The following is a 26,049-nucleotide window of genomic DNA, read 5'->3' as shown; positions in this document are numbered from 1 at the left end:
TTCGGATTCCCGGACCCGATTCGGTAGAACGTGTTCCAATTCAGCCCGTTTGTGTCTATCGTCACATCAGCAGATGCGCAGACATGAATGAAGGGTTGGGAGTCACATGAAGACCAAGGGTGCGATCCTGTGGGGCCTGAACGAGCCGTGGTCGGTCGAGGAGATCGAGATCGGCGATCCGGTCGCGGGCGAGGTGCAGATTCGCATGGAAGCCGCCGGAATGTGCCACTCCGACCACCACATCGTCACCGGTTCGATGCCGATGGCCTCCTTCCCGGTGATGGGCGGGCACGAAGGGTCCGGCGTCATCACCAAGCTGGGGCCGGAGGTGAAGGACCTCGAAGTCGGCGACCACGTCGTGCTGTCGTTCGTGCCTGCCTGCGGGCGCTGTCCGGCGTGCTCGGCGGGACACCAGAATCTCTGTGACCTCGGGATGGGACTTCTGAGCGGGCTGGCGATCAGCGACGGCACCTTCCGCATCCACGCGCGCGGCGAAAACGTCATCCCCATGTGTCTCCTCGGGACGTTCTCGCCGTACATGGTCGTGCACGAGACGTCGGTCGTGAAGATCGACAAGGACATTCCGTTCGACGTCGCCGCCCTCGTCGGCTGCGGCGTTCCCACCGGGTGGGGTTCGGCCACGCGGATGGCAGAGGTGAAGCCCGGCGAATCCGTCGTCATCATGGGCGTCGGCGGCGTCGGCATGAGCGCACTGCAGGGCGCAGTCGCGTCCGGGGCGCGTCAGATCTTCGCCATCGACCCGGTGCCGTGGAAGCGGGAACAGGCGCTGAAGTTCGGGGCCACCCACGCGTTCGAGAGTGCCGCGGCCGCAATCGAGCCGATCATCGCGCTCACCAACGGGTTGATGGCACAGAAGACGATCATCACGGTCGGGGAGATGCACGGCGAATACGTCGAGGAAGCACTGTTGCTCACCAGCAAGTTCGGCACGTGCGTCGTCACGGCCATGGGCGCGATGACCGACATGGACGTCAAGCTGAACCTGTTCCTCTTCTCGATGCTGCAGAAGGACCTGAAGGGCACCATCTTCGGCGGCGGAAACGCCCGGGTCGAGATCCCCAACCTGCTGGCCATGTACAAGTCGGGGCAGCTGAACCTCGACGACATGATCACCCGCACCTACACCCTCGAAGGTGTCAACGACGGGTATCAGGACATGCTCGACGGCAAGAACATTCGCGGCGTCATCCGGTACACCGAAGCCGACTGGTGACGGCTCGCCGCAGCCGACCGCGGGCCGCTCTCGTAGGCTGACCGGGTGCAGAGTCTCGATCAGATTGCCCGATGGCCCGTGGACAACGCTGCGGCGGTGGTCCTGTCGCGCGACGAAGGGGTGCTCGGCGAGTACGGCGACCAGCAGCGCGTCTTCCCCCTGGCCTCGGTGACCAAACTGCTCTGCGCGTACGCAGTCCTGGTGGCCACCGAGGAGGGGGCCGTCGAACTCGACCAGCCCGCAGGTCCGGAGGGCTCGACCGTGCGTCACCTGCTGGCGCACGCGTCGGGTCTCGCGTTCGACGCGAATCGTGTGCAGACGGCACCGGAGCGTAAGCGGATCTACTCGAGCGCCGGCTACGAGGTGCTCGCCGACTTCCTCACCGCCGAGACGTCGATCGATTTCGCCGACTACGTCGCGGAATCCGTCTTCGCCCCGCTCTCGATGGGCGGGTCCGCTCTCGTCGGGCCCGCCGGCCACGGCGCGCAGGCGTCGGCGGGCGATCTCGGCCGGTTCGCTGCGGAACTGTTCCGCCCGGCCCTCATTTCGCCTCAGACGTTCACGGACGCCACATCCGTGCAGTTTCCCGGCCTGGACGGAATCCTGCCCGGATACGGCTCACAGCGGCCCAACGACTGGGGTCTGGGGTTCGAGATCCGTTCGGGCAAGAGCCCGCATTGGACGGGCACCGCGAACTCGCCGCAGACCTTCGGCCACTTCGGGCAGTCCGGCACCTTCCTGTGGGTCGATCCCGCCGCCGGACTGGCGTGCGTCGCGTTGACGGACCGGGATTTCGGCGACTGGGCCAAGCCCCTGTGGACCGAGCTGAGCGACGGTATCCTCGCGGAACGCAGAGGACGATGACACACCGATTGCTCGAATCACTGGCGCAACACAGGCATCACAAGGCACACTGGTCAACCGAGCGTGCTGCACACACCGACTGAGGCCGTTGGGGAAGACGTCCCTCGTCGAAGCAGGAGGCTCGAGTGCGCGCATTGAATCAGTTCGCGGACGCGACGGCTGGTGTTGTCTACATCCACTCGTCGCCCGCCGCGTTGTGCCCCCATATCGAATGGGCGTTGACCGCGACCCTCGACTGCCGAGCCAACCTGAAATGGACCTCGCAGCCGGCCTCCAACGGCGTTCTGCGCGCGACCACCAGCTGGGTAGGGCCTGTGGGCACCGCCTCGCGCCTGGTCAACGCACTCCGCGCCTGGCCGATGCTGCGGTTCGAGGTCACCGAGGACGCCAGTGAGGGCGTGGACGGTGAACGGTACAGTCACGTGCCCGGCATGGGTCTGTGGCACGGGTCCACCAGCGCGAACGGCGATGTCGTCGTGGGGGAGATGCGCCTGCGGGCACTGATGCAAGCGGGGGGCGACATCGCCGCCGAACTGGAGTACGCACTCGGAACCGCCTGGGACGAGGCTCTCGAGCCGTTCCGCAGCGGCGGAGAAGGCGCCGAGGTCACCTGGCTGCGCCGGGACGTCGGCTGACACCCCGCTCACGAACGCGAAAAGGCCCCCGCCACAACACCGGCGGGGGCCTTCTCTCGACCAGAGCTCAGATCACAGCGGGATGTTCTTGTGGTCGCCGCGGCAGGCGGGAGCGGCGGCGAGGGCTGCGGTGATGACACTGCGCGTCTTGGCGGGATCGATCTCCTCGTCCACCACCCCGATCGCGACGGCACGGTCGACGCCCCCGGCGATGCTCTCGTGTTCGACGGCCAGACGCTCGTGCAGGGCCTCGCGCTCTTCTTCCGGCGCTGCGGCCAGGGCGCGCTTGTGCAGGATGCCGACGGCGGCCTTGGCGCCCATGACAGCGACCTCGGCATCGGGCCATGCGTAGACGGCGGTGGCGCCGAGCGCGCGGGAGTTCATGGCGATGTAGGCGCCGCCGTAGATCTTGCGGGTCACGACGGTCACGCGGGGGACGGTGGCTTCGGCGAACGCGTGGAGGAGCTTGGCCCCGCGGCGTACGACGCCTTCCCATTCCATGCTCACACCGGGGAGGTATCCGGGAACGTCCACGATCACCACGAGCGGGATGCCGAATGCGTTGCACAGCCGGACGAAACGAGCCGACTTCTCGGCGCTCTCCGAGTTCAGGCAGCCACCCAGGCGGAGCGGGTTGTTGGCGATGACTCCGACGGTGCGGCCACCGAGGCGTCCGAGACCGGTGACGATGCTGCGGGCGTAATTGCCCTGCAGTTCCTCGAAACTCGACTCCCCCTCGACGTTGTCGAGAAGTTCGTGAACGATCGGACGGACGTCGTAGGCGCGCTTCGCCGACTCGGGCATGAGCGCGCGGAGATCGGTGTCGCCGTGCGCGGCCGCGGCCTGATCGAACTCGCCCTGTTCGCAGAACATCGACACCAGGCGGCGTGCCCGGTGCAGGGCGTCGCCCTCGTCGTGGGCGGCGATGTGCGCTACACCCGACTTCTTCGTGTGCGTGTCGGGACCGCCGAGGGACACCATGTCGACCTGCTCACCGGTGACACTGCGGACCACGTCCGGTCCGGTGACGAAGACGCGGGCCTCCGGCGCCATGATCACGATGTCGGTCAGCGCGGGACCGTACGCCGCACCGCCGGCTGCGAAGCCGAGGACGACGGAAATCTGTGGGACGCGGCCGGACGCGCGGACCATGGCCTCGAAGACCAGTCCGACCGCGTGCAGGGCCTCGACGCCCTCGGCGAGACGCGCGCCACCCGAGTGCCAGAGACCCACGATCGGGGCGTCTTCCTCGAGGGCGGTATCGATCGCCGTCACGATGTGCTTGCAGCCTTCGACGCCCATGGCGCCGCCCATGACGGTGGCATCGGAGCAGTAGGCGATGGTGCGGACACCGTCGATGTTGCCGGACGCGGCCAGAACACCGGACTTGTCCCGCGGATGGAGTGGGACGACTGTCCCGGCGTCGAACAGCTTCTCCAGGCGCGCAAGGGGATCGCGCGGATCGATCGACGCATCGGACTTAGTCGCGGGTGCCAAGATTGTCATCGCGTCCTCCTTGTGGCGGGCCCGGGTGGGCTGTCGATGGGTGGAGACCCCTTCAGAGAAGGGGTCTCCACCCGCGATCTAGCAGGACCGGCTGTCAGGCCCGGCCGAAGGCGAGCGCGACATTGTGCCCACCGAAACCAAACGAGTTGTTGATCGCGAAATCGATCTCGCCGTAACGGGCTTCGCCCTTGACGACATCCAGGTCGATCTCTGGATCCTGATTCTCGAGATTCAGCGTGGGCGGAATGACTCCGTCACGCAGACTCAGGACCGTGAGCACCGCCTCGAGCGCACCGACGGCGCCGATCGAGTGCCCCAACGCGGACTTCGGTGCGTACACCGCAGCATGGTTGCCGACGGCAGCCTTGATGGCGTTCGCCTCTGCCGTGTCACCGATCGGCGTGGCCGTGGCGTGCGCGTTGATGTGCTGGATGTCCGTCTTCGTCAATCCAGCAGTCTCGATCGCCCTCGTCATGGCCCGCGCAGCGCCCGAACCCGAAGGGTCGGGAGCGACGATGTGGAACCCGTCGGAGGTGATTCCCGCGCCCAGCAGACGGGCGTGGATGGTGGCACCGCGAGCCTTGGCGTGCTCCTCGGTTTCGAGGACCATCATCGCTCCGGCCTCACCGAACACGAAGCCGTCACGATCCTTGTCGAACGGCCGCGAAGCCGCCTTCGGATCGTCGTTGCGGGTGCTCAGCGCGCGCATCATCGCGAAGCTCGCGATCGGCACGGCGTCGAGGTATCCCTCCACACCACCGGCGACGATGATGTCCGCGTCACCCATCACCAGCATGCGGTACGCATGGGCGATGGCCTCGGAACCCGAGGAGCAGGCCGACACGGGAGTGATCACTCCGGCGCGGGCCCCGAGCTCGAGTCCGACGGTGGCCGACGGACCGTTGGGCATCACCATCTGGACGGCGAACGGCGACACCTTGCGGTACCCACCGGCCTTCATCTTCTCGACGGCGTCGATCAGAGCTTCGCCGCCGCCCAGTCCGGTGCCGATGACGACGCCGAGGCGATCCTTGTCGACCTCCGGGCTGCCGGCGTTCTCCCAGACCTGACGGCCCAGGACGAGCGCCAGCCGCTCGACGAAGCTCATCCGGCGGATCTCGACCCGGGACAGCGACTCGTCGGGCGACACCTTGAGCTTGCCGCCGATCGTCACCGGAAGGTCGTTCTCCGTGACGAAGGCTTCCCGTATGGTGTCGATGCCGCTCTCGCCGGCCAACAGGCCCTTCCACGTGGCATCCACGTCACCAGCGATCGACGTCGTGGCCGCGAGGCTGGTGACGACGATGTTGGGGAACTGCTTCCCGTTGGTCGAGGCGGAAGTCACGGCTGAGCTCACTCCTCGTCGTTCTTGGCAGCTTCGAGCTTCGCCTTCACGGCCTCCGCGTCGGCGCCACCTTCTGCTTCGAGCTTCTGGATGTAGGACACGGCGTCACCGACAGTGCGCAGTCCGGCGAGATCCTCGTCGGGGATCTTCACGCCGTACTTGTCCTCGGTCTGGACGGCGATCTCAACCATGGAGAGGGAGTCGATGTCGAGGTCGTCGACGAAAGACTTTTCGATGGTCACCTCGGACGGCTCAATACCGGTGACCTCCTCGATGATCTCCGCGAGTCCGGCGATGATGTCTTCCTGGGTGGCGGCCACTGAGTGGCTCCCTTCTGATTCGGTGTAGATGTATCTGGAGTTGTGCAGGCACGTCCCCATCGGCCGCGCCTGCGGGCCCTGCACGCACCGAGGTGCGCGCAGCAAACTAGCCGAGTTCTGTCAGTTCGGCTAGCGCGGAGATATCCCCCGGGGTCTTGAGTGCCAGAGTCGGCGTACCGCGCATTTCACGCTTGGCGATACCGACGAGGGTTCCGGCTGGTGGAAGTTCCGCGATCGCGGAGACCTGAGCGGTCCGCAGGCTTGCGGTGCACAGGTCCCAACGCACAGGTCGGGTTACCTGCGCGGCCAGTTTAGTCAGTGCGTCGGCTCCGGATGCGACCGGTGCGCCGTCGGCGTTGGAGAGCAGAGTGCGGGTGGGTTCACCCGGTGTGATCTTGGACGCAGCCTCGGTGACGGCCTCCTGCGCGGGAGCCATGAACCGGGTGTGGAACGCGCCTGCGACGGGAAGTGCGCGCACCCGCGCCTTCTCCGGCGGGTTGGCCGCGAGTTCCTCGAGCGCCGACAGCAGACCTGCCGCGACGATCTGGCCCGCCGCATTGCGGTTGGCCGGCTCGAGGCCCAGTTCGTCGAGGCGGGCGAGCACCTCGGCCTCGTCGCCCCCGAGGACCGCGGACATGCCGGTCGGTTCGAGTGCGCAGGCCTTGGCCATCTCTGCGCCGCGGACGGCGGCGAGGGCGACGGCGTCGTCGGCGGAGAGGACTCCGGCGACGGCGGCTGCGGCGAGTTCACCGACCGAGTGCCCGGCCGCGATGGTGTCTGCGGGAACCAGGCCACGCGCGTCGAGTTCCTCGAAGGCGAGGAGTGCGGCGGCCACGACGAGAGGCTGAGTCACCGACGTGTCGGTGATCTCCTCCGCTGTCGCGGTGGTACCGAGGCGGACGAGGTCGAGGCCGGCAGCCTTCGACCACAGTGCGACACGGTCATGAGAACCCGGCAGCTCCAACCAAGGGATGAGCATGCCGGGAGTCTGAGAGCCCTGACCCGGGGCGAGCAACGAAATCACTCTTCAAGAGAACACCGTCAACGGCGTGCTGCGAGATGTCGTTGCGGATGAACCTTTGTCGGCGGATTTGTTGGGTTCCCACAAAATTGCACGTGGGGTCCTCGCATCGAATCTGGACAGACGTTCGTTACAGCCCTGCTTCTCCGAATGGGAAGGGTGTGACTGGTGTTAAACGTGATATGGGTTCGTTATGGGAATGTGTCAATCGACCCACTGTGGCAGCCACTCTGAGCACATACGCATCCCGCGGATTCGTCGGATCGCGACCGGTGACTTCGGCGATTCTCTTGAGTCGATACCGCACAGTATTTGGATGAACAAACAGCTGCCGCGCACAAGTCTCAACCGCACCTCCACAGTCGAGATATGCGTCCAAAGTGTCGGTGAGAACACCTCCGGCGGCCGCCAGCGGCGCGACCAGATGATCGTTCAGAGCGGTGACCGCGGCGTTGTCCCCGAGCAGTGCGCGCTCGGGTAGCAACTCGGCGGCGTGGACGGGCCGAGGGGCTCCCCGCCAGCCGGCGACCGCCTGCATCGCGGCGAGCGCCTCGACGGCACTGAAGTGCGCCGCGCCCAGCGTCGGCGTGGTCGGCCCGATGATCACCGGCTCGTCCGAGAACTTGCCGAGCAGGTCGGTCATGAAGCTCGAGTGCCCCGACCCCTCCTGGAGTTCGCCGCTGACGACCATCACGAGCCGCGAACCCTGCACCACGGCGAGGGCGGCGCGGCCGTGTTTCTGCGCGATGGTGTGGACCGTGCCGACCACGGAGACCCGTTCGTCCTCGGGGGGAGTGCCCACGATGACGGTGGCGGGGGCGGTGGCGTCCCAGTTGAGGGTCGCCGCCCGCGACAACATGTCCGAGCCCGTGTCACCACGGACCACGGCGTCGACCACCAGTGCCTCGAGCCGGGTGTCCCAGGCGCCGCGGGACTCCGCGGCACTCGCGTACACCGAGGCGGCCGCGAAACCCAATTCGCGACCGTAACGGAGGACGGCCTCGGTGAGGGCGATCAGTTGCTGGTCGTTGCGGGCGAGCGCCGGGAGCCACTGCTCGAAGAACTCCATCGCCACGCGGACCATGTCCACCGTCTGGCTGAGGGTGAGCCTGCGCGCGAGATCCTGCGGAATCACCTGGAACGCGTCCAGGCTGAACCGGATGTCACTGTCCGGATTCTTGAGCCACTCGAGGAAGTTGACGACCGCCGTCTGAACCAGCAACTGCACGTTGGAGCGTTGAGCGGCGTCGAGGTCGTCGAAGAACGGCAGTTGATCCTGCATCGTCGTGACGGCCTCGGTCGAGAGGCGACCGGAGAACTGTTTGACGCGACGCAACAGTGCGTCGGGCAACGGATCCCGGGTTTGTCGTCTGCGGGAGACCAACGGACTCTGCTCGACCATAGTCAAGAACCTACGCCCACCGCCGCCCGTGTTGTCCGACGGACACACGGGCGGCGGTGGGTGAGGATGTCGGCGTTACGCGCTACCGGTATCCGTGTAGGAGACGGCCGCGGCGCGGACGTCGTCGATGCGGTACCGGTTGGCGGCCTCGACGGCCTTGGAGCGGTCGAGGGTGCCTTCGCCGGCGAGGGCGGACAGCACGGCGACGACGATGGATTCGGCGTCGACGTTGAAGTACCGGCGGGCGGCGGGGCGGGTGTCGGAGAAGCCGAACCCGTCGGTGCCGAGGGTGGTGTACGAGCCGGGGACCCACTGGCGGATCTGGTCGGCGACCGCACGCATCCAGTCCGAGGCCGCCACGAACGGGCCGGCGGCGTCGGACAGGGCCTGCGTGACGTACGGCAGCGGGGCGTCGGTGCCGGGGTCGCGCAGGGCCTGGCGCTCCGATTCGATGCCGTCGCGGCGCAGTTCACCCCAGGAGGTGACCGACCACACGTCGGCGGCCACACCCCACTCGTCGGCGAGCAGCTGCTGGGCCCGCAGCCCCTCGGGCATGGTGACACCGGAGACCAGGATCTGCGCCTTCGGGCCCGATGCCTGCGACTTTTTGAACAGGTACATGCCCTTGAGCAGGCCCTCGACGTTCAGGTCGGCGGGTTCGGCGGGCTGGGAGTAGGGCTCGTTGTAGAGGGTGATGTAGTAGAAGATGTCCTCGCCACCGAACCCGTCGACGCCGTCGGTGCCGCCGTACATCCGGCGCAGCCCGTCCTTGACGATGTGCGCGATCTCGTAGGAGAACGCCGGGTCGTAGGCGACGGCGGCCGGGTTGGTCGAGGCCAGCAGCAGCGAGTGCCCGTCGGCGTGCTGCAAACCTTCGCCGGTGAGGGTGGTGCGGCCGGCGGTGGCGCCGAGCACGAAGCCGCGGGCCATCTGATCCGCGGCGGCCCACAGGCCGTCGCCGGTGCGCTGGAACCCGAACATCGAGTAGAAGATGTACAGCGGGATCATCGGCTCCCCGTGGGTGGCATACGAGGTGCCGACCGCGGTGAACGAGGCGGTCGAGCCGGCCTCGTTGATGCCCTCGTGCAGGATCTGCCCGATCTCCGATTCCTTGTAGGCGAGCATCAGGTCCGCATCCACCGCGGTGTACAGCTGGCCGTTGCGGTTGTAGATCTTCAGCGAGGGGAACCAGGAGTCCATCCCGAAGGTGCGGGCCTCGTCCGGGATGATCGGCACGATCCGCTTGCCGATCTCCTTGTCCCGCAACAATTCCTTCATGATCCGCACCAACGCCATGGTGGTCGCGACCTGCTGCTTGCCGGAGCCCTTGCGGACCACGTCGTAGGTCGAGTCCGCCGGCTGCGGCAACGGCGCCGGGCTGGTGCGGCGCTGCGGCAGGAACCCACCCAACGCGCGGCGCCGGTCGAGCATGTACTGGATTTCCGGGGCATCGGGGCCGGGGTGGTAGTACGGCGGCATCTTCGGGTCCTTCTCCAACTCGGCGTCGGAGATCGGGATGCGCTGCAGGTCCCGGAAATTCTTCAGATCATCGAGGGTCAGCTTCTTCATCTGGTGGGTGGCGTTGCGGCCCTCGAAGTGCTTGCCCAGGGTGTAGCCCTTGATGGTGTGCGCCAGGATCACCGTCGGCTGCCCCTTGTGCGCCATCGCCGCCGCATACGCGGCGTAGATCTTGCGGTAATCGTGGCCGCCGCGCTTGAGGTTCCAGATGTCGCGATCGGACAGGTTCGCGACCAGTTCCTTCGTCCGCGGATCCCGGCCGAAGAAGTGCTCCCGCACGTACCCGCCGTCGTTGGCCTTGTAGGTCTGGTAGTCGCCGTCCGGGGTGACGTTCATCAGGTTGACCAGGGCGCCGTCGCGGTCCGCGTGCAACAACGCGTCCCACTCGCGGCCCCAGACCACCTTGATCACGTTCCAGCCGGCGCCGCGGAAGAACGACTCCAACTCCTGGATGATCTTGCCGTTGCCGCGGACCGGGCCGTCGAGGCGCTGCAGGTTGCAGTTCACCACAAACGTGAGGTTGTCCAAACCTTCGGTGGCCGCCACATGCGCCAGACCCCGCGATTCGGGTTCGTCCATCTCGCCGTCACCCAGAAACGCCCACACGTGCTGATCGGAGGTGTCCTTGATGCCGCGGTCGTGCAGGTAGTGGTTGAACCTGGCCTGGTAGATCGCGTTCATCGGGCCCAACCCCATCGACACGGTCGGGAATTCCCAGAAATCCGGCAGCAGCCGCGGGTGCGGGTACGACGGCAACCCGCCGCCCTCGTCGGCGTGCGAGTGTTCCTGCCGGAACCCGTCCATCCGCTCCGCCGGGATCCGCCCCTCCAAAAAGGCGCGGGCGTAGATGCCCGGCGAGGCATGCCCCTGAATGAAGATCTGATCCCCACCACCGGGATGATCCTTGCCGCGGAAGAAGTGGTTGAACCCCACCTCGTACAGCGCCGCCGACGACGCATACGTCGAAATGTGGCCACCGACCCCGACCCCCGGCCGCTGCGCCCGGGTCACCATCACCGCCGCGTTCCACCGGATGAACGCCCGATACCGGCGCTCGGTCTCCTCGTCACCCGGGAACCACGGCTCGTTCTCCGTCGGGATGGTGTTCACATAATCGGTCGACGTCAACGCCGGCAGGGCGACGTGCTTCTCCCCGGCCCGCTCGAGCATCCGCAACATCAGATACCGGGCACGGGTCGGTCCGGACCGGTCCAACAGTCCGTCGAACGATTCCAACCACTCCGTGGTCTCGTCCGGGTCGATATCCGGCAGGTAAGACGCAACACCCTCACGGATGACGCGAACGCGGCCGTCGGAACCCGGGGTCGCACTGGGGTTGGAAGGTTGGGCCGCTCCGGCGCCGGGTGTGGCGGAATCCGGTTGAGACGCGGGTCCCTGGATCAGGTCTGACAACGTTGCTCCTCATTGTGGTGGGACGCGCGGTGTGGCGTCCTCTCCATGCGATCGCGGCCTTGTTAGGCCCGACCCATCTCCTTTATGAATATGGCGCGACCCTTATCTTTCACCATCGCGGCGCAGTCGGCACACTGTGTTCGGGTTACTCTCCGGTAGCGTTTGCGCAGATCCGGGGCCGAATGTTGAACTTGTCGATGTCGTCGAAAACATGGGGGAGACGAATGCGCACGTCGAGGCGCCGCTGGGGGCCGGCGAGTGCTGCCGTCGCGGCGATCGTCGGTGTGGGCGTCATCGCCGGATGCGGCGGCGCCATCGAGGGGACCGCGCAGCAGAACGATTCTCAGGCCGCCGAGTACGCCGCGGAGGCGACGTCCTCATCGGTGGCCGCGTCGTCCTCACAGAAGGCCGCAGCCGAGCGGGAGGCGCTCGTGGAACAGTGCACGATGTTCGTGAACCGTGCCGGCGACACCATCGACACCTACAACGCCTTCATCGACGCCGCCAACGCCGATGCCGCGGATACCGGCGCGAAGGCGAGCGCCGCGGCGGCGGCCCTTCGGGCGGCGGCCGACGGTGCGAACGCCGCCACACCCACGCTTCCTACCGAACTGACCGGATTGCTCACCGATTACGCGAACAACTATCGGGAACTCGCGGCCGCCGTCGACGGCGGGCAACGCGGCGACATTCTGAACACGCTCGCCAGCCGTGGAGACGAGCTCAGCGACGCGATTCGGGCAGCCTGCCCCACATCGTGACTCCCGCACCGTAGGCTCGGTCGATGACCACGCATCACTACTTTCTGAGAAAAATTCGCGTGGTCGGCTTGCGCGAAAGCGTTCGAGCATGTTCGCTTTCACCTAATTGATCTTCATCCGGCAGGTGTTCGGGTATCCGAGCACCGTCAACAAAAGGAGGACCCCACCGTGGTCGCCGCGGCGGACGCCCAAAACTACGCTCAGAAACTCGGGATCACTGCCGACATGGCGGTACAGGAACTGGGCTGGGACGAGGACACCGACGACGACCTGCGTGCCGCGGTCGAGGACACCATCGGTGGAGAACTGCTCGACGAGGATTCCGACGAGGTGATCGACGTCGTGCTGCTGTGGTGGCGCGACGAAGACGGAGACCTCGTCGACGCCCTCATGGATGCCATCGGCCCCCTGGCCGACGAGGGATTCGTGTGGGTCCTCACCCCCAAGACCGGTCAGCCCGGTCACGTCGAGCCCAGCGAGATCGCCGAGTCCGCACCTACAGCCGGTCTCACCCAGACGTCGGCGGCTAACCTCGGGGACTGGTCGGGAAGCCGTCTGGTTCAGCCGAAGTCGCGTCCCGCGAACAAGCGCTGAGCAGTCTCACTTTTCGTTCACTCACCTAAGGATCACGTCATGCCGCTCGAGGTGGGCACCACCGCCCCCGATTTCACTCTCAAGGATCAGAACAATCAGGAAGTGACGCTTTCCGATTACCGCGGAAAGAAGAACGTCCTGCTCGTGTTCTACCCCCTCGCGTTCACCGGAACGTGTCAGGGTGAACTCTGCAAGGTTCGCGACGAACTGCCGAAGTTCGAGAACGACGAGACTGCGATTCTCGCGCTGTCCGTCGGTGCGTCGCCGACACACAAGATCTGGTCCGCCGAGCAGGGATATACCTTCCCGCTGCTCGCCGACTTCTGGCCGCACGGTGCGGTCGCGCAGCAGTACGGCGTCTTCAACGAGAAGCTGGGCTTCGCGAACCGCGGCACCTTCGTCATCGACAAGGAAGGCGTCATCCGGTTCGCCGAGATGAACGGGCCCGGAGAGGCCCGTGACCAGGGAGCTTGGGAGAAGGCTCTCGCCACGCTAGAGTCCTGATGCGCATCCGGCGAGGTTCTCGCCGGATGTTCGGGCGTGTAGCTCAGTGGTAGAGCTCTGGTTTTACACACCAGCGGTCGCAGGTTCGACCCCTGTCGCGCCCACCAAGATTTATGCAGGTGAGAGGTGTTATTTCGCCTCTCGCAGAGTGTCACACGTTGTCACGATGCCACCGAGTTGTCACGGATTGTCACATCTCCCGATAACTCTGTGTCGTTCTTTGTACTGACCAAACCCGCCAGAGTGGTCGAAGCGGCCGTCAGCGCGTACGGCTGGTTGTGGACGTAGCGCGCCATCGTGAATGCTGCCGTGGCATGGCCAAGCCATTCCGACACGGTCGGGATCGGCACACCGTTCAGGATCATCAGTGTCGCGCAGGTGTGACGTTCATCATGCAGGTTGATTACTGGCACGCCAGCACGCCCACAAGCGGCCTTCCAGCGGTCGGTGAGGTAGTCGGGGTACACAGGCCGTCCAAGCGCATCCACGAAGACGTAGCCGCTCTCCTGGTAGTCGGTACCGGCTTCCAGGCGCTCGCGGTGCTGTACGGCTCGTGCGTGGAGTAGCGATGAGTAGACGGGATCAGGGATCGGTAGCTCGCGCCGTGAGCGCTTAGTCTTGGGCTTTCCGATGACGACCTTCCCGTCAGCGATCGTTCGAGTCCTCACGATCTGGATGGTGTGGGCCTCCATGTCGATGTGCTCCCACCCGAGACCCGCTAGCTCTTGTTTCCTGAGGCCGAGTGATCCGAGCCAGTGCTGATGTCCGTCGCGATCGCTCGCCGTGATATCGAGCACCCGTTGTAGCTCCTCAACCGTGAGCGTCGGGCGTTCCTCGCTATCAAGCTTGGGTGCGTCGACTAGTTGCGCGACGTTGCGGGGAATGTGTCCCTGCTTCATCTCGCTAGCCAACAGCTCACGAATTGAGCTGAGAACGTTGCGTCGGGATTGGCCGTTGGACGGGCGTCGGCGTCTCTCATCTGGTCGCGGGATATCCCCCAGCCTCAAACGTTCCATCAGGTTGTCGAGGTGTGACTTCTTTAGATCCTGGACTGGGAGATCACCGTAGAGAACGATGAGCGGTTTGAGTCGGTTGCGGTGGGTTACTCTCGTGACCTCGTTCCACCCCGGGCGACCCGCGATCCATCGTGCGACGGTCTCGCTCACCGTGTCTAAGCGCTTCGCTACGTACGTACCGGATGCTCTTTGATCGATCACCTTAGCCAGCTCAGCACGTGCCTCAGCCTCGGTATCAAAGCGTTTCCGGAGCTGCTTGCGTTTTCCGTCGACTATGCCTGTGTCGACCGTCAGCTGATACTTGACGATAGGCCGGCCATTTCTACGGCCCTGCAAAGTGACAGGTTTAATCTGTGGCGGTAATTGTTGCCTAGGCATGGGAGTCCTCAGTTCGATTTACGAGCGGAAACTCCCATTTTACGCCGAAACCTAAAAGCGTGTTTTCAATAGTCTGTGCCATCGCATTAAGTGTCCAGGGAATCCCAGTCGTCGCCGAGCATCCATCGGATCGCTGATAGCTTTCCGTTTGTCATACCCCAATCGAAGTCATCTTTAGCCGGTAGGTTTTCCTTACCATACTGCGCCTCTATACGTCGCATACCGGCTGTCATGCCGTCCATGATGTCTTCCGGCGGCATTTCTTCGATACCTTCTTGAATATTTGCCAGCATGACCAGCTTTCGTTCGTACCAGACAATGTCCGAATATTTCTTTTCTTCTTCTTGTAACTCTTTGACTGAGCGTAAACTCATGTAATTCTCCTATTCCCGATAGGAGCCATCTACTTTATAATCGAGGATGACCTCCGACTCGTACTCGGGGGTTATTTGTTGTACTTCCATTTTACTATATTTAGCATTGTAAATAAATGCTGAGTATGTCATTAATAGAGGCATAGAACGACGCCCGTCTTCTATCGCATCTAGTTGAAAGTTGGTGAGAGCAATGGGTTTCAGAAGCGTTCGTGTATCTGATCTGACCGGTGTCGAGCTCGACGACGCTCAAGTGGTGAACGTCGTCGTTCGCCATCCGGAGCACGAGGAGGCACGACAATTCGACGCCTCGCAGGAAGAACTGAAGGCTCTGAAAACGGTGGGAAACCTCGTGAGTCTCGAACTTCGGTTTGCCGATGGCACTTCGCAGGAGGCGTTCGCCACTGCTGCCGAGTTCGCGAAGTTGGTTCCTGCGGAGAAGTTGACGACCTTCGACCAGCTCAGGGGTCGTCGCAAAGGCTACCGGCCGAACGCTGACTGATCTGTTCTCGCCCGTAAAACGGCTGACTTCTGTCCCTACTAAACAACTTCATAGCCCGTCGCATCCAGCGGCGGGCATTCTATTTCACCTGTGATTTTGCTATAGTAGTTATTACGTGACAGGCGTACGCATTTGGAAAGTAACGAACACCCTCGGGTGTTCTTTGCATTCTCTAGGCATGAGAAGAGCCCGTCATTCAGACGGGCTAGTTCCCACGATCTAATCGATCCTGGTCAATGTGAACGTCACTCCACGGTTCTGCCCGGAGTACTCGCCGTACACGGACGGCGTCACATGGTGCGGGTACTCCTTGCCGCTGAGTTCATCGGCCTTGTCTCCGTTGACGGTGAAGATCGATCTCCACTCGCCAATCAACAACTCGATCGTTCCGTTTACGAAGTCCATTGAACCTGAGTATCGCCCAGGCTTGTACCACTCGACGTATGAATCAGCGGACCAACTTCCACCCCAGCTCTCGGATGGGTTGTCGTCCCGGCACTCATTGAGCGTCCCATCCTCGTAGAACGTCACGATGAATCGCTGGCCGTTGCCGACCTTGAGCCATCGACCTACGGCGATCTCCCGCGCTTTATCCCGCATCTCGTTCTGACGCTGTTCGATCATTTCCGCCTCCGAGTTCATGAAGTGAGGGTAGTCGGACAAAGAAAGTCCCCCGCTACGTTTCGGTAGCGGGGGCATTGCCTTCACGATCTACGCAGCTACGACGCGGCACTCGGTGACGAGCATCCAGCGCGAGGACAGTTCGAGCACGCCGTGGGCGGCATCCCAGTAGTCGTCGTATCGCAGACCGTTGCCGTTCCACGATGGACTACCTGTCTGCACCTCGTACTTGTACTCGTCTGTCTTGAACAGCAGATCGATGATCTCCTGCGGGACTGACGTGGTGCGGCCCTCTTCGTCCGGTTGACCGGTGATGAAGGCGTTGCCAGCAACGAAGTCCTGGAAGCGCCACCGGCCGTCTGAAAGCCACAGCTCCATCGTCGCGCGCTGGTTCTTCGGGAGACCTATGTTCTTACCTTCCTCGTTCACCCAGAGAGTTGCCTTCTGAGCTTCCAGGTCGATGGCCTGGTAGAGACCGCCGACAATGCCCTGCATCGCCGAGAGGTCGCCTTCATAGAACTCCATGTGACCCACCTCGACATTGATGTCGGCGGGGATCACGATGCAACGGATCTTGTTCATGACTGCTCCTAAATCGCGGAAAGTACTTGCGTCCGGTTGGGCGCAAGATTCTGTCCGCGATTTAGAACATGATTTCTTCGGTGTACGTCCCCATAAGGTACTGGTCGATGAGCTTCTTGCAGCTCGCGTAGCTGATCCCGAACGCCGCGTAGTAGCCGGGCCGCGTTGAGCCGCTTGATCATCTCGGCCTGGTCCCTGATGTGCGGATCGGCGACGAGTGATCCGTCCTTCTTTCGGATGCGCGTACCAGGCTTCTTGACCTCGATGAACAGCCCAAGGTAGTCGCCGAAGTCTGGGTGCGAGCGCGCGGCGACATGAAGGTCGGGCCATCCTGGATCGCCGTTCAACGCCTTGTAGAGCGCGCGTGAATAGTGGCTGGTGTTGTTGACGCCAGACGTGTCGAAGTGGAACACCACGCCCTGGTAGTTGATACGAAGGTGCTGTGCGATGAGCCTGTAGATGTCGTTCTCTACGTTGCTACGCATCACCAACCTCGCGGTTGAGCACCGCCTTGAGCGCGCCGATCAATCTCCCGTAGAGGTACTCGTCTTGCTTCGCAAGCTGCTTGCGCACAGCGATCTCAAGTCCGCTGACTGGCTTTCGCCCAACGTGGTAGTACTTGCACTGAGGACACACGTAGACATTGACCTCGTGGTTTTTGGCGTTAGGCAGCCAGTCCTTATGTTCTCTCGCTGCATGCGCAGTGAGATATTGCTTCTTGACCGAGCCACCCCTGTTGTAGTGGCTACCCACGATCGTCCTCCCAGTCGGCGGGATTTACCTCGGAGGCAGCGGTCAGGTCGCAACGCCGACACACGACGTGCCAATGGTCTTCGCAGACCTCGCCGTTGCCAACCATGTCATGACCGTCGAGGATGTAACCCGCGAACAAGCCGTCTCGTGCATAGCGGACGTTGATCCAAACGGTAAGTAGTAAGCAGAAGAGACTAGGCATTTCCGCTCCTCGGCGAGGTGTGGCCTACATGCCAGTGCTTGCATTTGGTGCATCGGTAATGGCTGTACGTCCCACGGCTATCTACCGACGAATCAGCTCGATTCTTCGCACGTTTCTCCGAACGGAAACATTGTTTCCAGCACTCGCAACCAGTGCTCGAATGCTTTGTCACGCTCTTGATGCGAGCGAAAGGGAAGTCAGTCGCCTTCATGCACCCTCGCGCGCTCTAGTAGGCTCGCCTTTGCCAATAGATCGACACGTTGACCGCGTCGCTTGTCGGCATAGCCCCACTCATTCAATGCTTCCTGGCACTCGTAGAAGATCGACATGTACTCGTGCGCACGCTGTAGCGCGAAGCTGCCGAGATCATGCACCGTCTGTGGCTCCTGCAGCTCAATGAAGTCCCGCTCAGAGCCGATGACGAGCTGTTCTTCGGTGTCGACGCCTTCGTGTTGTGGTACGGGGCGGTAGATCTCGCTCATGCCGCGCCACCTTCCAAGATGACCGGCGCCAACTGCTCCATGTGCGCAACAGCCTCATCGCGGGTGATCAGGTGCTCGTCTGCCTCGGCCATCTTGTCCTCGAATGCCAGGTAAATAGCGAGCTGAGCGATCTCCGGCTGCGTGAACGGCCGCGTCACTTCGGTCTCCGCGGTGCAGGGTTGATGTCGTAGTGATTCGGGACCGTTGTGTGCCATCGTGGCGTTCTCCTATTTAGTTGTTGGTCGGCTGATCTAGTCAGCTCATCGATCGGATAGATATGTCGCGCCAGTCATGGTGGAGGGCTGACGCGACGGTCGATGAGCTTCAAGAACGAGCACACAAACCGGGTGGGCTGGTTCATGTGCCCAGTGGCGGAGACGAAGGTTACGGAGCAAGGGGGCTCAATCTTCGGTCGTCTCCACTACTGGAATGTGCAGTCGCTGTAGACAGTACGGGAGAGAAGAGTAAGGAAAGATCTTTGCCAAACTCTTCTGTACCCCCGCTTATCGTAAGTCCGCCCAGGGGAGGGCGAAGGGGCTCTCGCCCCGTACTATCTACAACATCGGACTGCGGACTGATTTCTTTTAATGTGCTTTGACAGCCCTCGCATAGCTGTCAAAGTGAAGTAATGCGCCGCACGGGACGGACAGGTGCCTACCCGTCCCGCCTTGCTGATCGTATGATCAAGGGCTTACGCCCCGTGCGACACACTACTTTTGAAACTTGCCACAGTTGCCATGGAATGGGTACCACACGGACTTGCGGGCAACCGCGACTACTTTACTGTCCCTACACGTAGCAGCACCGAAATAACTGGTGTTGCAACGATTGATAGTCCGATTCTGTAAACGCGACGCAAATCGTCAAAGCGCTCTGCAGCTTTGTTTGCCTGGTCGGCTTCCTCGCGTTCTGTACGCTTCCAGCCGCCTAGCTTCTTCTTGAAAGCAGAGTCGTCGGATTTTTCGTAGTGTATTGGGTACTGTGAAAGTGCTGATTGTGTTCGTTCATTATCTGTCATTATGATGTTCCTGTTTTGGTTTCTGCAACCATAATGAACCAGTTCGTTTAAATATGCAATAGTAATTTTAGGCGATAGTTTTCCACTGCGGAAAAAGCTGTGGAAAACTACACGTAATCAAAGTTGGTATAGGCGAACTCTCCGTGAAGCGCGAGCGCCCACTGGTCGTACATCCACGCGGCTTCCGCCTCAGACGAAAATACTCCGATGTAGTGGCTAATTCGCTGGGAGGAGATCGAAACGATCCATTTGCTGCTGGGCGTAAGGCTGACGCCCTTATGCCTGCTTACTGTTCCTCTGTTCGGTCGGCAGTTATGTTGGTTCTGCGCATATGTGGCGATTCGCAAGTTCGTTCGTCGATTATCAAAGATGTCGTGATTGCGATGGTCGACAAGCTCGCTTCTTGAGAGTGGTCTTCCTAGAGTTCGGGCCATGACCTCTCGATGTAGATATTTATGAGTCAGCTCTTGCGACCCTGACCGGGGATACCCTCTACCATCGTTTGACCACGAGAACTCTGCTAGCTCTGCGTCCTCGATATCGAGTTGGATCATGTCGCCGCTTGCTGATGAAATGACAATATGATCGATCGGTTGAGGGAACTCGACTCGTGGACGCCTTGTCGCTAAGTTTGATTTCATTTTATTTACCTCCTCCCGAAACGGAGGCCAAAGGTCTATAATAGATCTATGACCCCGACTGCACTCGGGGTTTATTTTGTGTTTTCTATTATCGCACACCTTCAATTTATTTAGAACTACTCGTCAAACATGGCCTCATCGAGAGGGCAGCCATTTGCATGTGGCTCCGCGACATGAGATCCGCACGCGGGGCAATTGTCTAGGTCATGATCTGCCCAGTCATCGACTTGGTCGTCAGGCTGCTTAAGCCATAGCCTGCTCCATCCCTCTACCGCCGTGATCTCGTCTCGGTCGTAGACGTAGTCGACGAGTGCCCGGAGGTGCTGGCGTCGTTCTGGCTCTTCAATCGACGCCAGGGTGTCACCCAGTTCGTAGACGAACTCCGGGGTGATCTCTCCAGTTGAGACGAAGGAGTACATGGCGCTGGCCTGGCCGTTGTGCCACTGGGATGCGATCATGCGGGCAGCAGCGTCGTTTATCGGGCGGTCCTGTGCATCGCTTGCCGCGATCTCGTAGTCAATAAGCGTCTCGTCGTCCCAGCGTTCGGGGTTGGGTTGTCGTTCCATCTAGCGAGTGGCCCACTTAACGAGCTTGTAGATGCCGACGGCGACACCAATTAATACGACCACGGCAATTACGACGAGCCAGCTGATCCAGATTGGCGAGAGCACCCACCACCACGACCAGTCATTCACAGCATTTCCAGGTACCAGCTTCAACACGATGAAGACAATGGTCAGGACTCCGACGAAGCCGATACCGCTACTTGTTGAACTTGAACTATTTGAACTCACATCACCTCCTTCGGTGTCTTAGTTGATCTCGTCCAATGGACGTAACCCGGCACAACGGGGGTACACGTCAATGCCGGGATATGCCCACTCGACTACGAAGTCCAGTGGATCTTGGTCATCAGCCAGAGTGCGAACAGAGCAGTGAGCACGATGACGGTGACGGTCAGGCCGAGTAGCTTCAGGCAGTCCCAGATCGCGTCGACGAGGTAGAGCCAGAGGTTGCGGCTAATCTTCACGACTAACCTCCTCGGTCTCAAACACCTCGACGAGTTCAATCGAGTAGCCGGCCGCCTTCAGCGCAGCGTTGGCGACGGCGAGGAATTGGCGCGTTCGGCCGGCGTCTTCCACGTAGTTGCCTGACTCTCGGGGGACAGCGAGGCGGAAGTTGACCGGGACTTGGGTGGGGCGCTCACTCATCACCGTCCCTCTTGAGATCGCCTTGCTTGAAGAGTTCGATGGCGAGCTTGCAGGCGGCGTCCTCGGGTGTGTCCGCAGTAACGTTGAGTCGGCTTCTCATCTCGTTTGCCCACCCGCCAATCTGAATGACGCCAAAGTCTTCGTTCATAAAGTGATTGCGCACCTCCACTGAGTGGGGCAATTTCTGCAGAAGGTACCCGACACTGTAGGCGGGAAACTGCAATTGGTTCTCGATACGCTTCGTCAACTTAGGATTACGGTCACCGAGCGTCGTTCGTATCTGCTCGAAGTTACCTTACACTTCTCATCGACCAGTAGTACGGGTGGGCTTCCCAACCACTCAGCTCATAGAGCTCCTTGCAGAGCGGGAGTGACGCGACGTTCATGACGCGCCCCCTATCAGTGCGCGCTCTGCGGGACTCATGCCTGCCCAAATGCCTTGCTCTGGCTGTGCTCGTAATGCGTACTCACGGCAAGCATCGAGGATGACGCAGTTACCGCAGATGCGACGGGCCATCTTGGCGACGGCTGAGTCGTAGCGCTCGGGCGTCCAATACTTGTCGGTGTTCTTCGGATCGGTCTGGAGGCATGATGCATCACTGAAATCAAACTGGTCTGCGGCGGTGCTGTGTACGTCGTGGCTCATGCGGACACCTCCTCGTCTCGGTGCCCGTGGAACTCGAAGCGGTACAGCCCGTCATGAACGCGGACAGTCTCAATGAGATAGCCGTCGTCGCGTAAGTCTTTGATCCTCGCGCTGTAGCGAAAGATCCCCATGCTGTTCAGCTCAACGTTGGTTGCAAAGCCGCGGCGCTTGAAGAGGCGCAGTATCTTGGCGCACTGGCTGGATGGATCGTGCTGGCGCTTCTCGTCCTGCTCGGTGACGAGATCGTCGAGGGTCTTGTTGGCGAGGGCGGTCATACCTAGCCGACCTTCTCGTGGAGCTTTGCCTGCTCCTTCGTTGGTAGGCCGGTTGTGGGAGCGGGGGCGTCGTTGCTCTCGTAGTCCATCAGCGCGGTTAGTTCCTGCTTGAGAGCTTCCTTCAGTACTGCAAAGCTGATCAGCTCGTCCTTCCGGAACGCCGCAATACGGGCTGCCCTGAGAACGGTGTTCTTGACGTAGCCGCCGGTCACCTCATATGACGCGAGTAGATCCCAGTCGATATCCGCGGCGAGCGGCGCCTTCTTCGGGAACATGCGCTGCCAGATCTGCTTTCGCAGTTCATGTGACGGCATCTCGAATCGGATCTTCACCGCGATTCGACGATCGAGTGCTTTGTCGAGGTTTGTCGAGTGGTTGGTTGTGAAGACGGTGACGCCCTGGTGGTTCTCCAGCTTGTTGAGCAGCACATTGACCTGCGACACCTCCCACGATGCGCGGGCGTTCTCGCGGCTGCCGAGTAGAGAGTCGCACTCATCGAAGAGGATGACTGCGTCTGAGTGCTTGTCGAACATCTGGGCAATCTTCTTCTCAGTCTCACCGACGTACTTATCCATGACTTCGGCGGCGGTGATCGTGATCAACTCTTTGCCGAGGTAGTCAGCAATGGCTTGTGCCATCAACGTCTTGCCGGTGCCAGGTAGACCGTGGAACAGCAGCGAGACTCCGGTTCCCTTCTCGATCGTGTCCTCGAATCCCCACTGCTTGAAGATCAGGTCGCTGTTCTCCACAAGCGAGAGGGCTTCCACAATCATCTGCTTCTTGTACGGCTCGATGATGACCGTCTCGAACAGACTCTTGTCTGCTGCGCGGAAGTACCGACCGGCCGGGTAGTCGTCATTTACAACCCAGTCGTGGCCGGCGATCTTTGGAGGCTTGCTTTTCTTGGCTTTGCCGTACTTGCAGTCGGTGCAGTAGAAGCGGCTGCCGGAGAGCTCCTCATCGCACTTCGGGCACTTCGTGAGGCCGTCGACCCAGCTGTACTTCTGGTCAGGTGTGGAGCTCGAAGTAGTTGCGTCGTAGGAGAGCGAGAACGTGGGCGTTCGCATGTACTCGCGAAGGAAATCGTCATCGAAGGCCATCAGTCGAGATCTCCCAAGTCCATCTTGCGTGAGATTCGTGAAGCCCCGCGTGACAGCTTCGACGCACTGTCTGCCATTGACCCAATAGCCTCGACTTCATGTGTCTTGACGATGAGCATGGTCAACGAGTCCGCGATCTTGCTGGCCGCACCCGTGTCATCAGCTGCAAGGTGCTTCTCTACTGCCGCCGCCAGGCTGTCCATCAGCTTGACAGTTACTTCAGCTCGTTTGTCTGTTATTGATTCGCTTAACATTCTTTCTGTACTCCCTATTTAGTTGTATGTGAATTACTATGAGCTATTCGATGTAAATATGCAATAGCAATTTTGCCTGTGGAAAACTCCACGTTCTCGACTTCATGGTCCGGAGATTTCCGGAGCTTGGAATTTGTGTTCTAATAGCGAGTCAGTCAACATCCGGCGGTACGTGTCAACCAAAACACGGCCTTGCGAACTGCTCGATCTCATTGTGTTGTTAAGTTCCGGTCGGTCGACCCCTGTTAGTTCGTCGAATCATGCGACGCACAATCTATGTTCGAGGGCGCACACTATCGCGAACTATGCTTAGCTAGCGGTTTTCGCGTACCCACTGCCAGATCTTTGGCTTGCCATCCTCGATGTATGCAACGGGATTGATGTACGTCTCGCCACTCGGATCGTCCGCAACACACCATTCCCCTCTATAAGCGTATTCATCATCGCTGACGTTCTTGAGGATGTCTGCGACACCGGTGATTCCTTTTTCGTAGTACTCGGCGTCCCACTTTTCATAATCTTCTTCATAGATGTCGCTCATCTTATCAAGTTGTTCAATAGCTTCTTTGATCGTCATTAGTTTTTCTCCTTTATACCGTTACTTATATATGCTCCGCCGACACTGCGATATCGACGGTTACGCGGCCTTCTTGTTCCACGGTCGATTAAGACCTGTATCGAACGCGTGCTGGATATTTTGCTGGGCGGTGCACCACTCAAGGTTTGTGACGGCGTTATTTAGCTTCACGCCATCTTTATGGTTCACTTGCGGCAGGCTATCTACGTTCGGGATGAACGCAATGGCGACTAGCCGGTGAACGCTAACCCACCGCGGACGCCCGTCTACTCTCAGACCAACAAGCCGGTACCCATAACGGGTGACTGTGCCCTTGATGAGGTTGTGTCTGAATTTGTTTCTTACCCGGCCGAGGTTGCTTACCTCGTAGCTCGGGAAGTCGGTTACAGGTTTCCATTCCTCGCCAGGCGTATCGTCAGATAGCGCGAACGACAGGTGTGTGCGGCCTCGTCTTAGTTGCCTCGTATAGTGGGTCTCGCATAAGCTTTTGGCGTAATGCCAGCCATTGCACCCGTCTAGTTCACAAGTCCTGCCTTTGAATCCTCTTAACATACATTTCTATATCCTTTCTACTCTCGATTATACGACATCATATGATTTGCGAATATAGTAGAATTGACATATATGCCAAGACGACATTATGACCTGGACGAGGTGCTTGCCTTAGCCGAAGCCGGCAAAACTGCTGCTGAGATCGTGGAAGAACTCGGCCTGCCAGTGGGGGAGCGAGCGATACAGAAGGCGATCAACAAGTTCGTCGGCCCTTTGCCTAAACGCCCCGCTGCCCGCAGTGACAAGATGCGTCCCCGTGTGGTGGCGTGGATGGTGGCCCATGGTTTGAACGAGAAGGTTTGCTGCGTGTGCTTCAAACCGTCTGTGTTCGACATGTACCTGCGGGAGCTAAAGCGTGACGACGAGTTAGGATCGCTGATCTTCGTGTGTCGTCACTGCAAGCGCGTTGGTGATTTCTAGGTGCTCGGTTTGGCTCGCGCCGAAGGATTCGCGGTGGTAACGTCTCTCCGTTGGTCTCATCCTCGAAAGGAAACTATCAGTGAGTAGTCGTGCCCAGCTTGAAGTTCTTATCAAGAAGTACCGCGAAAACCCCGACGATGCCATGATGAACAAAATCCACAAAGTCGTTAATGATCTCGTCAACGCGGGAGAATTTAGCCCGAGTGACGGTGCGGATATTCTCGCCGACATCTGATCTTCCATCGTGGAGGAGTAGTTGGCTCCTTACTCCTCCACGATCCTCGGCGTACTCGTCACCTCCGGTAGTTCCAGACCGCGCTCATTCGCGATAGCCGAGTACTTCGTCAGTAGTTCGAGAACGTCGTCATCGAGCACCCACAGCACTTCCATGACATCGCCTAGTTCGGTATCGGTCAGTTCGTTCGGATCGGGTGGAAGGTTCTTGAACGCTTCGACGAACCCGCCTCGAAATATCTGCGCCTTGTCGAGCTTGTGTGGTTGATGTTCACGCTCGCTCATTAGGCTGCAGTCTTCGCTCGCTTCATAGTCTTGAGCGTGTGGCCTGCCTTACGAGCGGCACAAGCACGCGCATAAACACTCGTGACTGCCATGCCCGTCTTAGCCGCGACACTGCGAGGGCTGCGACTGCTGTTGTAGATCCGCACGAATGATTCGAGCGAGTGCCCTTTAGTTCGACGATTGGTCGGTGTGACGACCGCATTAGGAGCAGCGTCACCCACAACAGCCAGCTTTGTCTTCCGCACACTGGTGGTCTTTGCCTGGAACGCTTTCCACTGATCCAGCTCTTCGCGAGTCATGTAGTTCGGTTCCACGGGGAAGACTTCGACGAAGTACTTCGGCTCATCCTCTACCGCCTTTCGTGGATAGGTGACTGACTTGCGTCCGTTCTCGTCTTCGTACTTGATGAACGACGCGTCGAGCACTGTGTAGTCCTGGTCGCCGTCGTCGCACTTCTCCTGCACGATGGCGCCCTTCTTCAGCTCAGGTAGATCTCTGATTAGTTTGTATGTGCTGCGTGCCATTCTGGCGGCTCCTTCCTTTAATAGAATAAAATATCGGTCGTCAAGGCCCGTGAAGGTAACTTCATCGCCTCGGGCATTGAAAATGTGTTCGCCATCCACAGCCGTCACGACGCCCCGCCACCCCTCGGTCGTTGTGCCGTATCTGCGGCTTGCGGACGGTAGACCAATCACCTCGTCACCTACTTTGAAATTGCTCATCTCACCTCCTCTCGGGTCTTAGCCGCCACGTCGGTGCGCTTGAACCGCACCTCTTCGCCCGTGGCGTTATTTGTATATATGAAGTAC

36 protein-coding genes and 1 tRNA gene are annotated in these 26,049 nt (G+C 60.8%); 10 read left to right on the top strand and 27 right to left on the bottom strand.

What is annotated here, in order from left to right; all coding sequences use genetic code 11:
• Window positions 1-106 precede the first annotated feature (106 nt).
• The 3 genes from QM806_RS04715 to QM806_RS04705 all read left to right on the top strand — a co-directional run bounded on the left by QM806_RS04715 (window position 107) and on the right by QM806_RS04705 (window position 2,733).
• Entirely contained in the window at window positions 107-1,234 is a 1,128-nt protein-coding gene (locus tag QM806_RS04715) for an NDMA-dependent alcohol dehydrogenase (protein ID WP_005247847.1), read from the top strand.
• A 45-nt stretch (window positions 1,235-1,279) separates the two neighbouring features.
• Window positions 1,280-2,098 (top strand): serine hydrolase domain-containing protein, encoded by an 819-nt coding sequence (locus tag QM806_RS04710; RefSeq protein WP_005572425.1) that lies wholly within the window; start codon window positions 1,280-1,282, stop codon window positions 2,096-2,098.
• A 125-nt stretch (window positions 2,099-2,223) separates the two neighbouring features.
• Window positions 2,224-2,733, top strand: coding sequence for a DUF3145 domain-containing protein (locus QM806_RS04705; RefSeq protein ID WP_005261205.1), 510 nt, complete (start codon window positions 2,224-2,226; stop codon window positions 2,731-2,733).
• A gap of 72 nt (window positions 2,734-2,805) precedes the next feature.
• Here the strand turns inward: QM806_RS04705 and QM806_RS04700 are convergent, their stop codons facing one another.
• The 6 genes from QM806_RS04700 to aceE form a co-directional block, all read right to left on the bottom strand.
• Complete coding sequence (locus QM806_RS04700) at window positions 2,806-4,239, bottom strand: acyl-CoA carboxylase subunit beta (RefSeq protein WP_005261204.1); 1,434 nt, start codon at window positions 4,237-4,239, stop codon at window positions 2,806-2,808.
• A 94-nt stretch (window positions 4,240-4,333) separates the two neighbouring features.
• A complete protein-coding gene (locus tag QM806_RS04695; protein ID WP_005247840.1) occupies window positions 4,334-5,584 on the bottom strand; it encodes a KasA/KasB family beta-ketoacyl-ACP synthase in 1,251 nt (416 codons plus the stop codon).
• Window positions 5,585-5,592: 8 nt separating this feature from the next.
• Complete coding sequence (acpM, locus tag QM806_RS04690) at window positions 5,593-5,904, bottom strand: meromycolate extension acyl carrier protein AcpM (RefSeq protein ID WP_005247839.1); 312 nt, start codon at window positions 5,902-5,904, stop codon at window positions 5,593-5,595.
• Window positions 5,905-6,010: 106 nt separating this feature from the next.
• Window positions 6,011-6,928, bottom strand: a complete 918-nt coding sequence (locus QM806_RS04685) for an ACP S-malonyltransferase (RefSeq protein WP_005247836.1) — start codon at window positions 6,926-6,928, stop codon at window positions 6,011-6,013.
• A gap of 127 nt (window positions 6,929-7,055) precedes the next feature.
• Window positions 7,056-8,327: a PucR family transcriptional regulator gene (locus QM806_RS04680; RefSeq protein ID WP_005261202.1), complete on the bottom strand. Its 1,272-nt coding sequence runs from the start codon at window positions 8,325-8,327 to the stop codon at window positions 7,056-7,058.
• A gap of 75 nt (window positions 8,328-8,402) precedes the next feature.
• Window positions 8,403-11,258 (bottom strand): pyruvate dehydrogenase (acetyl-transferring), homodimeric type, encoded by a 2,856-nt coding sequence (gene aceE / locus QM806_RS04675; protein WP_283290571.1) that lies wholly within the window; start codon window positions 11,256-11,258, stop codon window positions 8,403-8,405.
• Between the two features lie 224 nt (window positions 11,259-11,482).
• Between aceE and QM806_RS04670 the strand changes: the two genes are divergently transcribed.
• From QM806_RS04670 to QM806_RS04655, 4 genes are all read left to right on the top strand, one after another.
• Window positions 11,483-12,019 (top strand): Rv2240c family protein, encoded by a 537-nt coding sequence (locus tag QM806_RS04670; protein ID WP_005562267.1) that lies wholly within the window; start codon window positions 11,483-11,485, stop codon window positions 12,017-12,019.
• Between the two features lie 168 nt (window positions 12,020-12,187).
• A complete protein-coding gene (locus tag QM806_RS04665) occupies window positions 12,188-12,613 on the top strand; it encodes a DUF3052 domain-containing protein (protein ID WP_005247829.1) in 426 nt (141 codons plus the stop codon).
• A gap of 39 nt (window positions 12,614-12,652) precedes the next feature.
• On the top strand, window positions 12,653-13,117 hold the full coding sequence (locus QM806_RS04660; RefSeq protein WP_005247827.1) for a peroxiredoxin: 465 nt from the start codon (window positions 12,653-12,655) through the stop codon (window positions 13,115-13,117).
• A gap of 32 nt (window positions 13,118-13,149) precedes the next feature.
• Window positions 13,150-13,224: transfer RNA gene (locus tag QM806_RS04655), tRNA-Val, on the top strand.
• 54 nt (window positions 13,225-13,278) lie between these two features.
• Here the strand turns inward: QM806_RS04655 and QM806_RS04650 are convergent.
• Together QM806_RS04650 and QM806_RS04645 are read right to left on the bottom strand one after the other, a co-directional pair.
• Window positions 13,279-14,511 carry a site-specific integrase gene (locus tag QM806_RS04650; protein WP_283290568.1) on the bottom strand — a complete coding sequence of 411 codons (1,233 nt, stop codon included), beginning with the start codon at window positions 14,509-14,511 and terminating at the stop codon, window positions 13,279-13,281.
• An 86-nt stretch (window positions 14,512-14,597) separates the two neighbouring features.
• Window positions 14,598-14,885 carry a hypothetical protein gene (locus QM806_RS04645; RefSeq protein WP_283290566.1) on the bottom strand — a complete coding sequence of 96 codons (288 nt, stop codon included), beginning with the start codon at window positions 14,883-14,885 and terminating at the stop codon, window positions 14,598-14,600.
• A gap of 193 nt (window positions 14,886-15,078) precedes the next feature.
• Here QM806_RS04645 and QM806_RS04640 point away from each other — a divergent pair, with 193 nt between their 5' ends.
• The gene (locus tag QM806_RS04640) at window positions 15,079-15,387 is read left to right on the top strand and encodes a hypothetical protein (protein WP_283290564.1); all 309 of its coding nucleotides are present in this window, start codon (window positions 15,079-15,081) and stop codon (window positions 15,385-15,387) included.
• 219 nt (window positions 15,388-15,606) lie between these two features.
• Here the strand turns inward: QM806_RS04640 and QM806_RS04635 are convergent, their stop codons facing one another.
• The 17 genes from QM806_RS04635 to QM806_RS41600 form a co-directional block, all read right to left on the bottom strand.
• Window positions 15,607-16,011 (bottom strand): hypothetical protein, encoded by a 405-nt coding sequence (locus QM806_RS04635; protein WP_283290563.1) that lies wholly within the window; start codon window positions 16,009-16,011, stop codon window positions 15,607-15,609.
• 87 nt (window positions 16,012-16,098) lie between these two features.
• Window positions 16,099-16,590, bottom strand: a complete 492-nt coding sequence (locus QM806_RS04630; protein ID WP_283290562.1) for a DUF3846 domain-containing protein — start codon at window positions 16,588-16,590, stop codon at window positions 16,099-16,101.
• A gap of 8 nt (window positions 16,591-16,598) precedes the next feature.
• Window positions 16,599-17,075 (bottom strand): hypothetical protein, encoded by a 477-nt coding sequence (locus QM806_RS04625; protein WP_283290560.1) that lies wholly within the window; start codon window positions 17,073-17,075, stop codon window positions 16,599-16,601.
• Window positions 17,068-17,343: a hypothetical protein gene (locus QM806_RS04620; protein ID WP_283290558.1), complete on the bottom strand. Its 276-nt coding sequence runs from the start codon at window positions 17,341-17,343 to the stop codon at window positions 17,068-17,070. Before QM806_RS04620 ends, QM806_RS04625 begins: the two co-directional genes overlap by 8 nt.
• A 399-nt stretch (window positions 17,344-17,742) precedes the next feature.
• Complete coding sequence (locus QM806_RS04615; RefSeq protein ID WP_283290556.1) at window positions 17,743-18,027, bottom strand: hypothetical protein; 285 nt, start codon at window positions 18,025-18,027, stop codon at window positions 17,743-17,745.
• Window positions 18,024-18,242, bottom strand: a complete 219-nt coding sequence (locus QM806_RS04610; RefSeq protein WP_283290554.1) for a hypothetical protein — start codon at window positions 18,240-18,242, stop codon at window positions 18,024-18,026. The genes QM806_RS04615 and QM806_RS04610 overlap by 4 nt, the downstream gene beginning before the upstream one ends.
• A 1,560-nt stretch (window positions 18,243-19,802) precedes the next feature.
• Window positions 19,803-20,252, bottom strand: coding sequence for a hypothetical protein (locus QM806_RS04605; RefSeq protein WP_283290552.1), 450 nt, complete (start codon window positions 20,250-20,252; stop codon window positions 19,803-19,805).
• Entirely contained in the window at window positions 20,253-20,480 is a 228-nt protein-coding gene (locus tag QM806_RS04600; RefSeq protein ID WP_283290550.1) for a hypothetical protein, read from the bottom strand.
• 92 nt (window positions 20,481-20,572) lie between these two features.
• Window positions 20,573-20,716: a hypothetical protein gene (locus tag QM806_RS04595; protein WP_283290548.1), complete on the bottom strand. Its 144-nt coding sequence runs from the start codon at window positions 20,714-20,716 to the stop codon at window positions 20,573-20,575.
• Window positions 20,706-20,897, bottom strand: coding sequence for a hypothetical protein (locus tag QM806_RS04590; RefSeq protein WP_283290546.1), 192 nt, complete (start codon window positions 20,895-20,897; stop codon window positions 20,706-20,708). The genes QM806_RS04595 and QM806_RS04590 overlap by 11 nt, the downstream gene beginning before the upstream one ends.
• The gene (locus tag QM806_RS04585; protein WP_283290545.1) at window positions 20,890-21,144 is read right to left on the bottom strand and encodes a hypothetical protein; all 255 of its coding nucleotides are present in this window, start codon (window positions 21,142-21,144) and stop codon (window positions 20,890-20,892) included. Before QM806_RS04585 ends, QM806_RS04590 begins: the two co-directional genes overlap by 8 nt.
• A 135-nt stretch (window positions 21,145-21,279) precedes the next feature.
• Window positions 21,280-21,543 carry a WhiB family transcriptional regulator gene (locus QM806_RS04580; RefSeq protein WP_283290543.1) on the bottom strand — a complete coding sequence of 88 codons (264 nt, stop codon included), beginning with the start codon at window positions 21,541-21,543 and terminating at the stop codon, window positions 21,280-21,282.
• On the bottom strand, window positions 21,540-21,818 hold the full coding sequence (locus QM806_RS04575) for a helix-turn-helix domain-containing protein (protein WP_283290542.1): 279 nt from the start codon (window positions 21,816-21,818) through the stop codon (window positions 21,540-21,542). Before QM806_RS04575 ends, QM806_RS04580 begins: the two co-directional genes overlap by 4 nt.
• A gap of 2 nt (window positions 21,819-21,820) precedes the next feature.
• Entirely contained in the window at window positions 21,821-22,918 is a 1,098-nt protein-coding gene (locus QM806_RS04570) for an AAA family ATPase (protein ID WP_283290540.1), read from the bottom strand.
• Window positions 22,918-23,172, bottom strand: a complete 255-nt coding sequence (locus tag QM806_RS04565; RefSeq protein WP_283290538.1) for a hypothetical protein — start codon at window positions 23,170-23,172, stop codon at window positions 22,918-22,920. The genes QM806_RS04570 and QM806_RS04565 overlap by 1 nt, the downstream gene beginning before the upstream one ends.
• Before the next feature lie 313 nt (window positions 23,173-23,485).
• A complete protein-coding gene (locus tag QM806_RS04560) occupies window positions 23,486-23,749 on the bottom strand; it encodes a hypothetical protein (protein ID WP_283290536.1) in 264 nt (87 codons plus the stop codon).
• Window positions 23,750-23,809: 60 nt separating this feature from the next.
• A complete protein-coding gene (locus tag QM806_RS41600; protein WP_502943828.1) occupies window positions 23,810-24,301 on the bottom strand; it encodes an NUMOD4 domain-containing protein in 492 nt (163 codons plus the stop codon).
• A gap of 72 nt (window positions 24,302-24,373) precedes the next feature.
• Between QM806_RS41600 and QM806_RS04555 the strand changes: the two genes are divergently transcribed.
• Together QM806_RS04555 and QM806_RS04550 are read left to right on the top strand one after the other, a co-directional pair.
• Complete coding sequence (locus QM806_RS04555) at window positions 24,374-24,721, top strand: hypothetical protein (protein ID WP_283290534.1); 348 nt, start codon at window positions 24,374-24,376, stop codon at window positions 24,719-24,721.
• Window positions 24,722-24,800: 79 nt separating this feature from the next.
• Window positions 24,801-24,956, top strand: coding sequence for a hypothetical protein (locus tag QM806_RS04550; RefSeq protein WP_283290532.1), 156 nt, complete (start codon window positions 24,801-24,803; stop codon window positions 24,954-24,956).
• Between the two features lie 29 nt (window positions 24,957-24,985).
• Here QM806_RS04550 and QM806_RS04545 read toward each other — a convergent pair whose 3' ends face one another.
• Together QM806_RS04545 and QM806_RS04540 are read right to left on the bottom strand one after the other, a co-directional pair.
• On the bottom strand, window positions 24,986-25,240 hold the full coding sequence (locus tag QM806_RS04545) for a hypothetical protein (RefSeq protein ID WP_283290530.1): 255 nt from the start codon (window positions 25,238-25,240) through the stop codon (window positions 24,986-24,988).
• Window positions 25,240-25,962: a hypothetical protein gene (locus QM806_RS04540; RefSeq protein ID WP_283290529.1), complete on the bottom strand. Its 723-nt coding sequence runs from the start codon at window positions 25,960-25,962 to the stop codon at window positions 25,240-25,242. Before QM806_RS04540 ends, QM806_RS04545 begins: the two co-directional genes overlap by 1 nt.
• Between the last annotated feature and the right edge of the window lie 87 nt (window positions 25,963-26,049).

This window comes from Rhodococcus sp. IEGM 1351 (assembly GCF_030056875.1).
Lineage (GTDB): Bacteria > Actinomycetota > Actinomycetes > Mycobacteriales > Mycobacteriaceae > Rhodococcus_F > Rhodococcus_F opacus.
The sequence above is the reverse complement of the archived record's forward strand: the minus strand, read 5'-3'. Positions and strand labels throughout refer to the sequence as shown.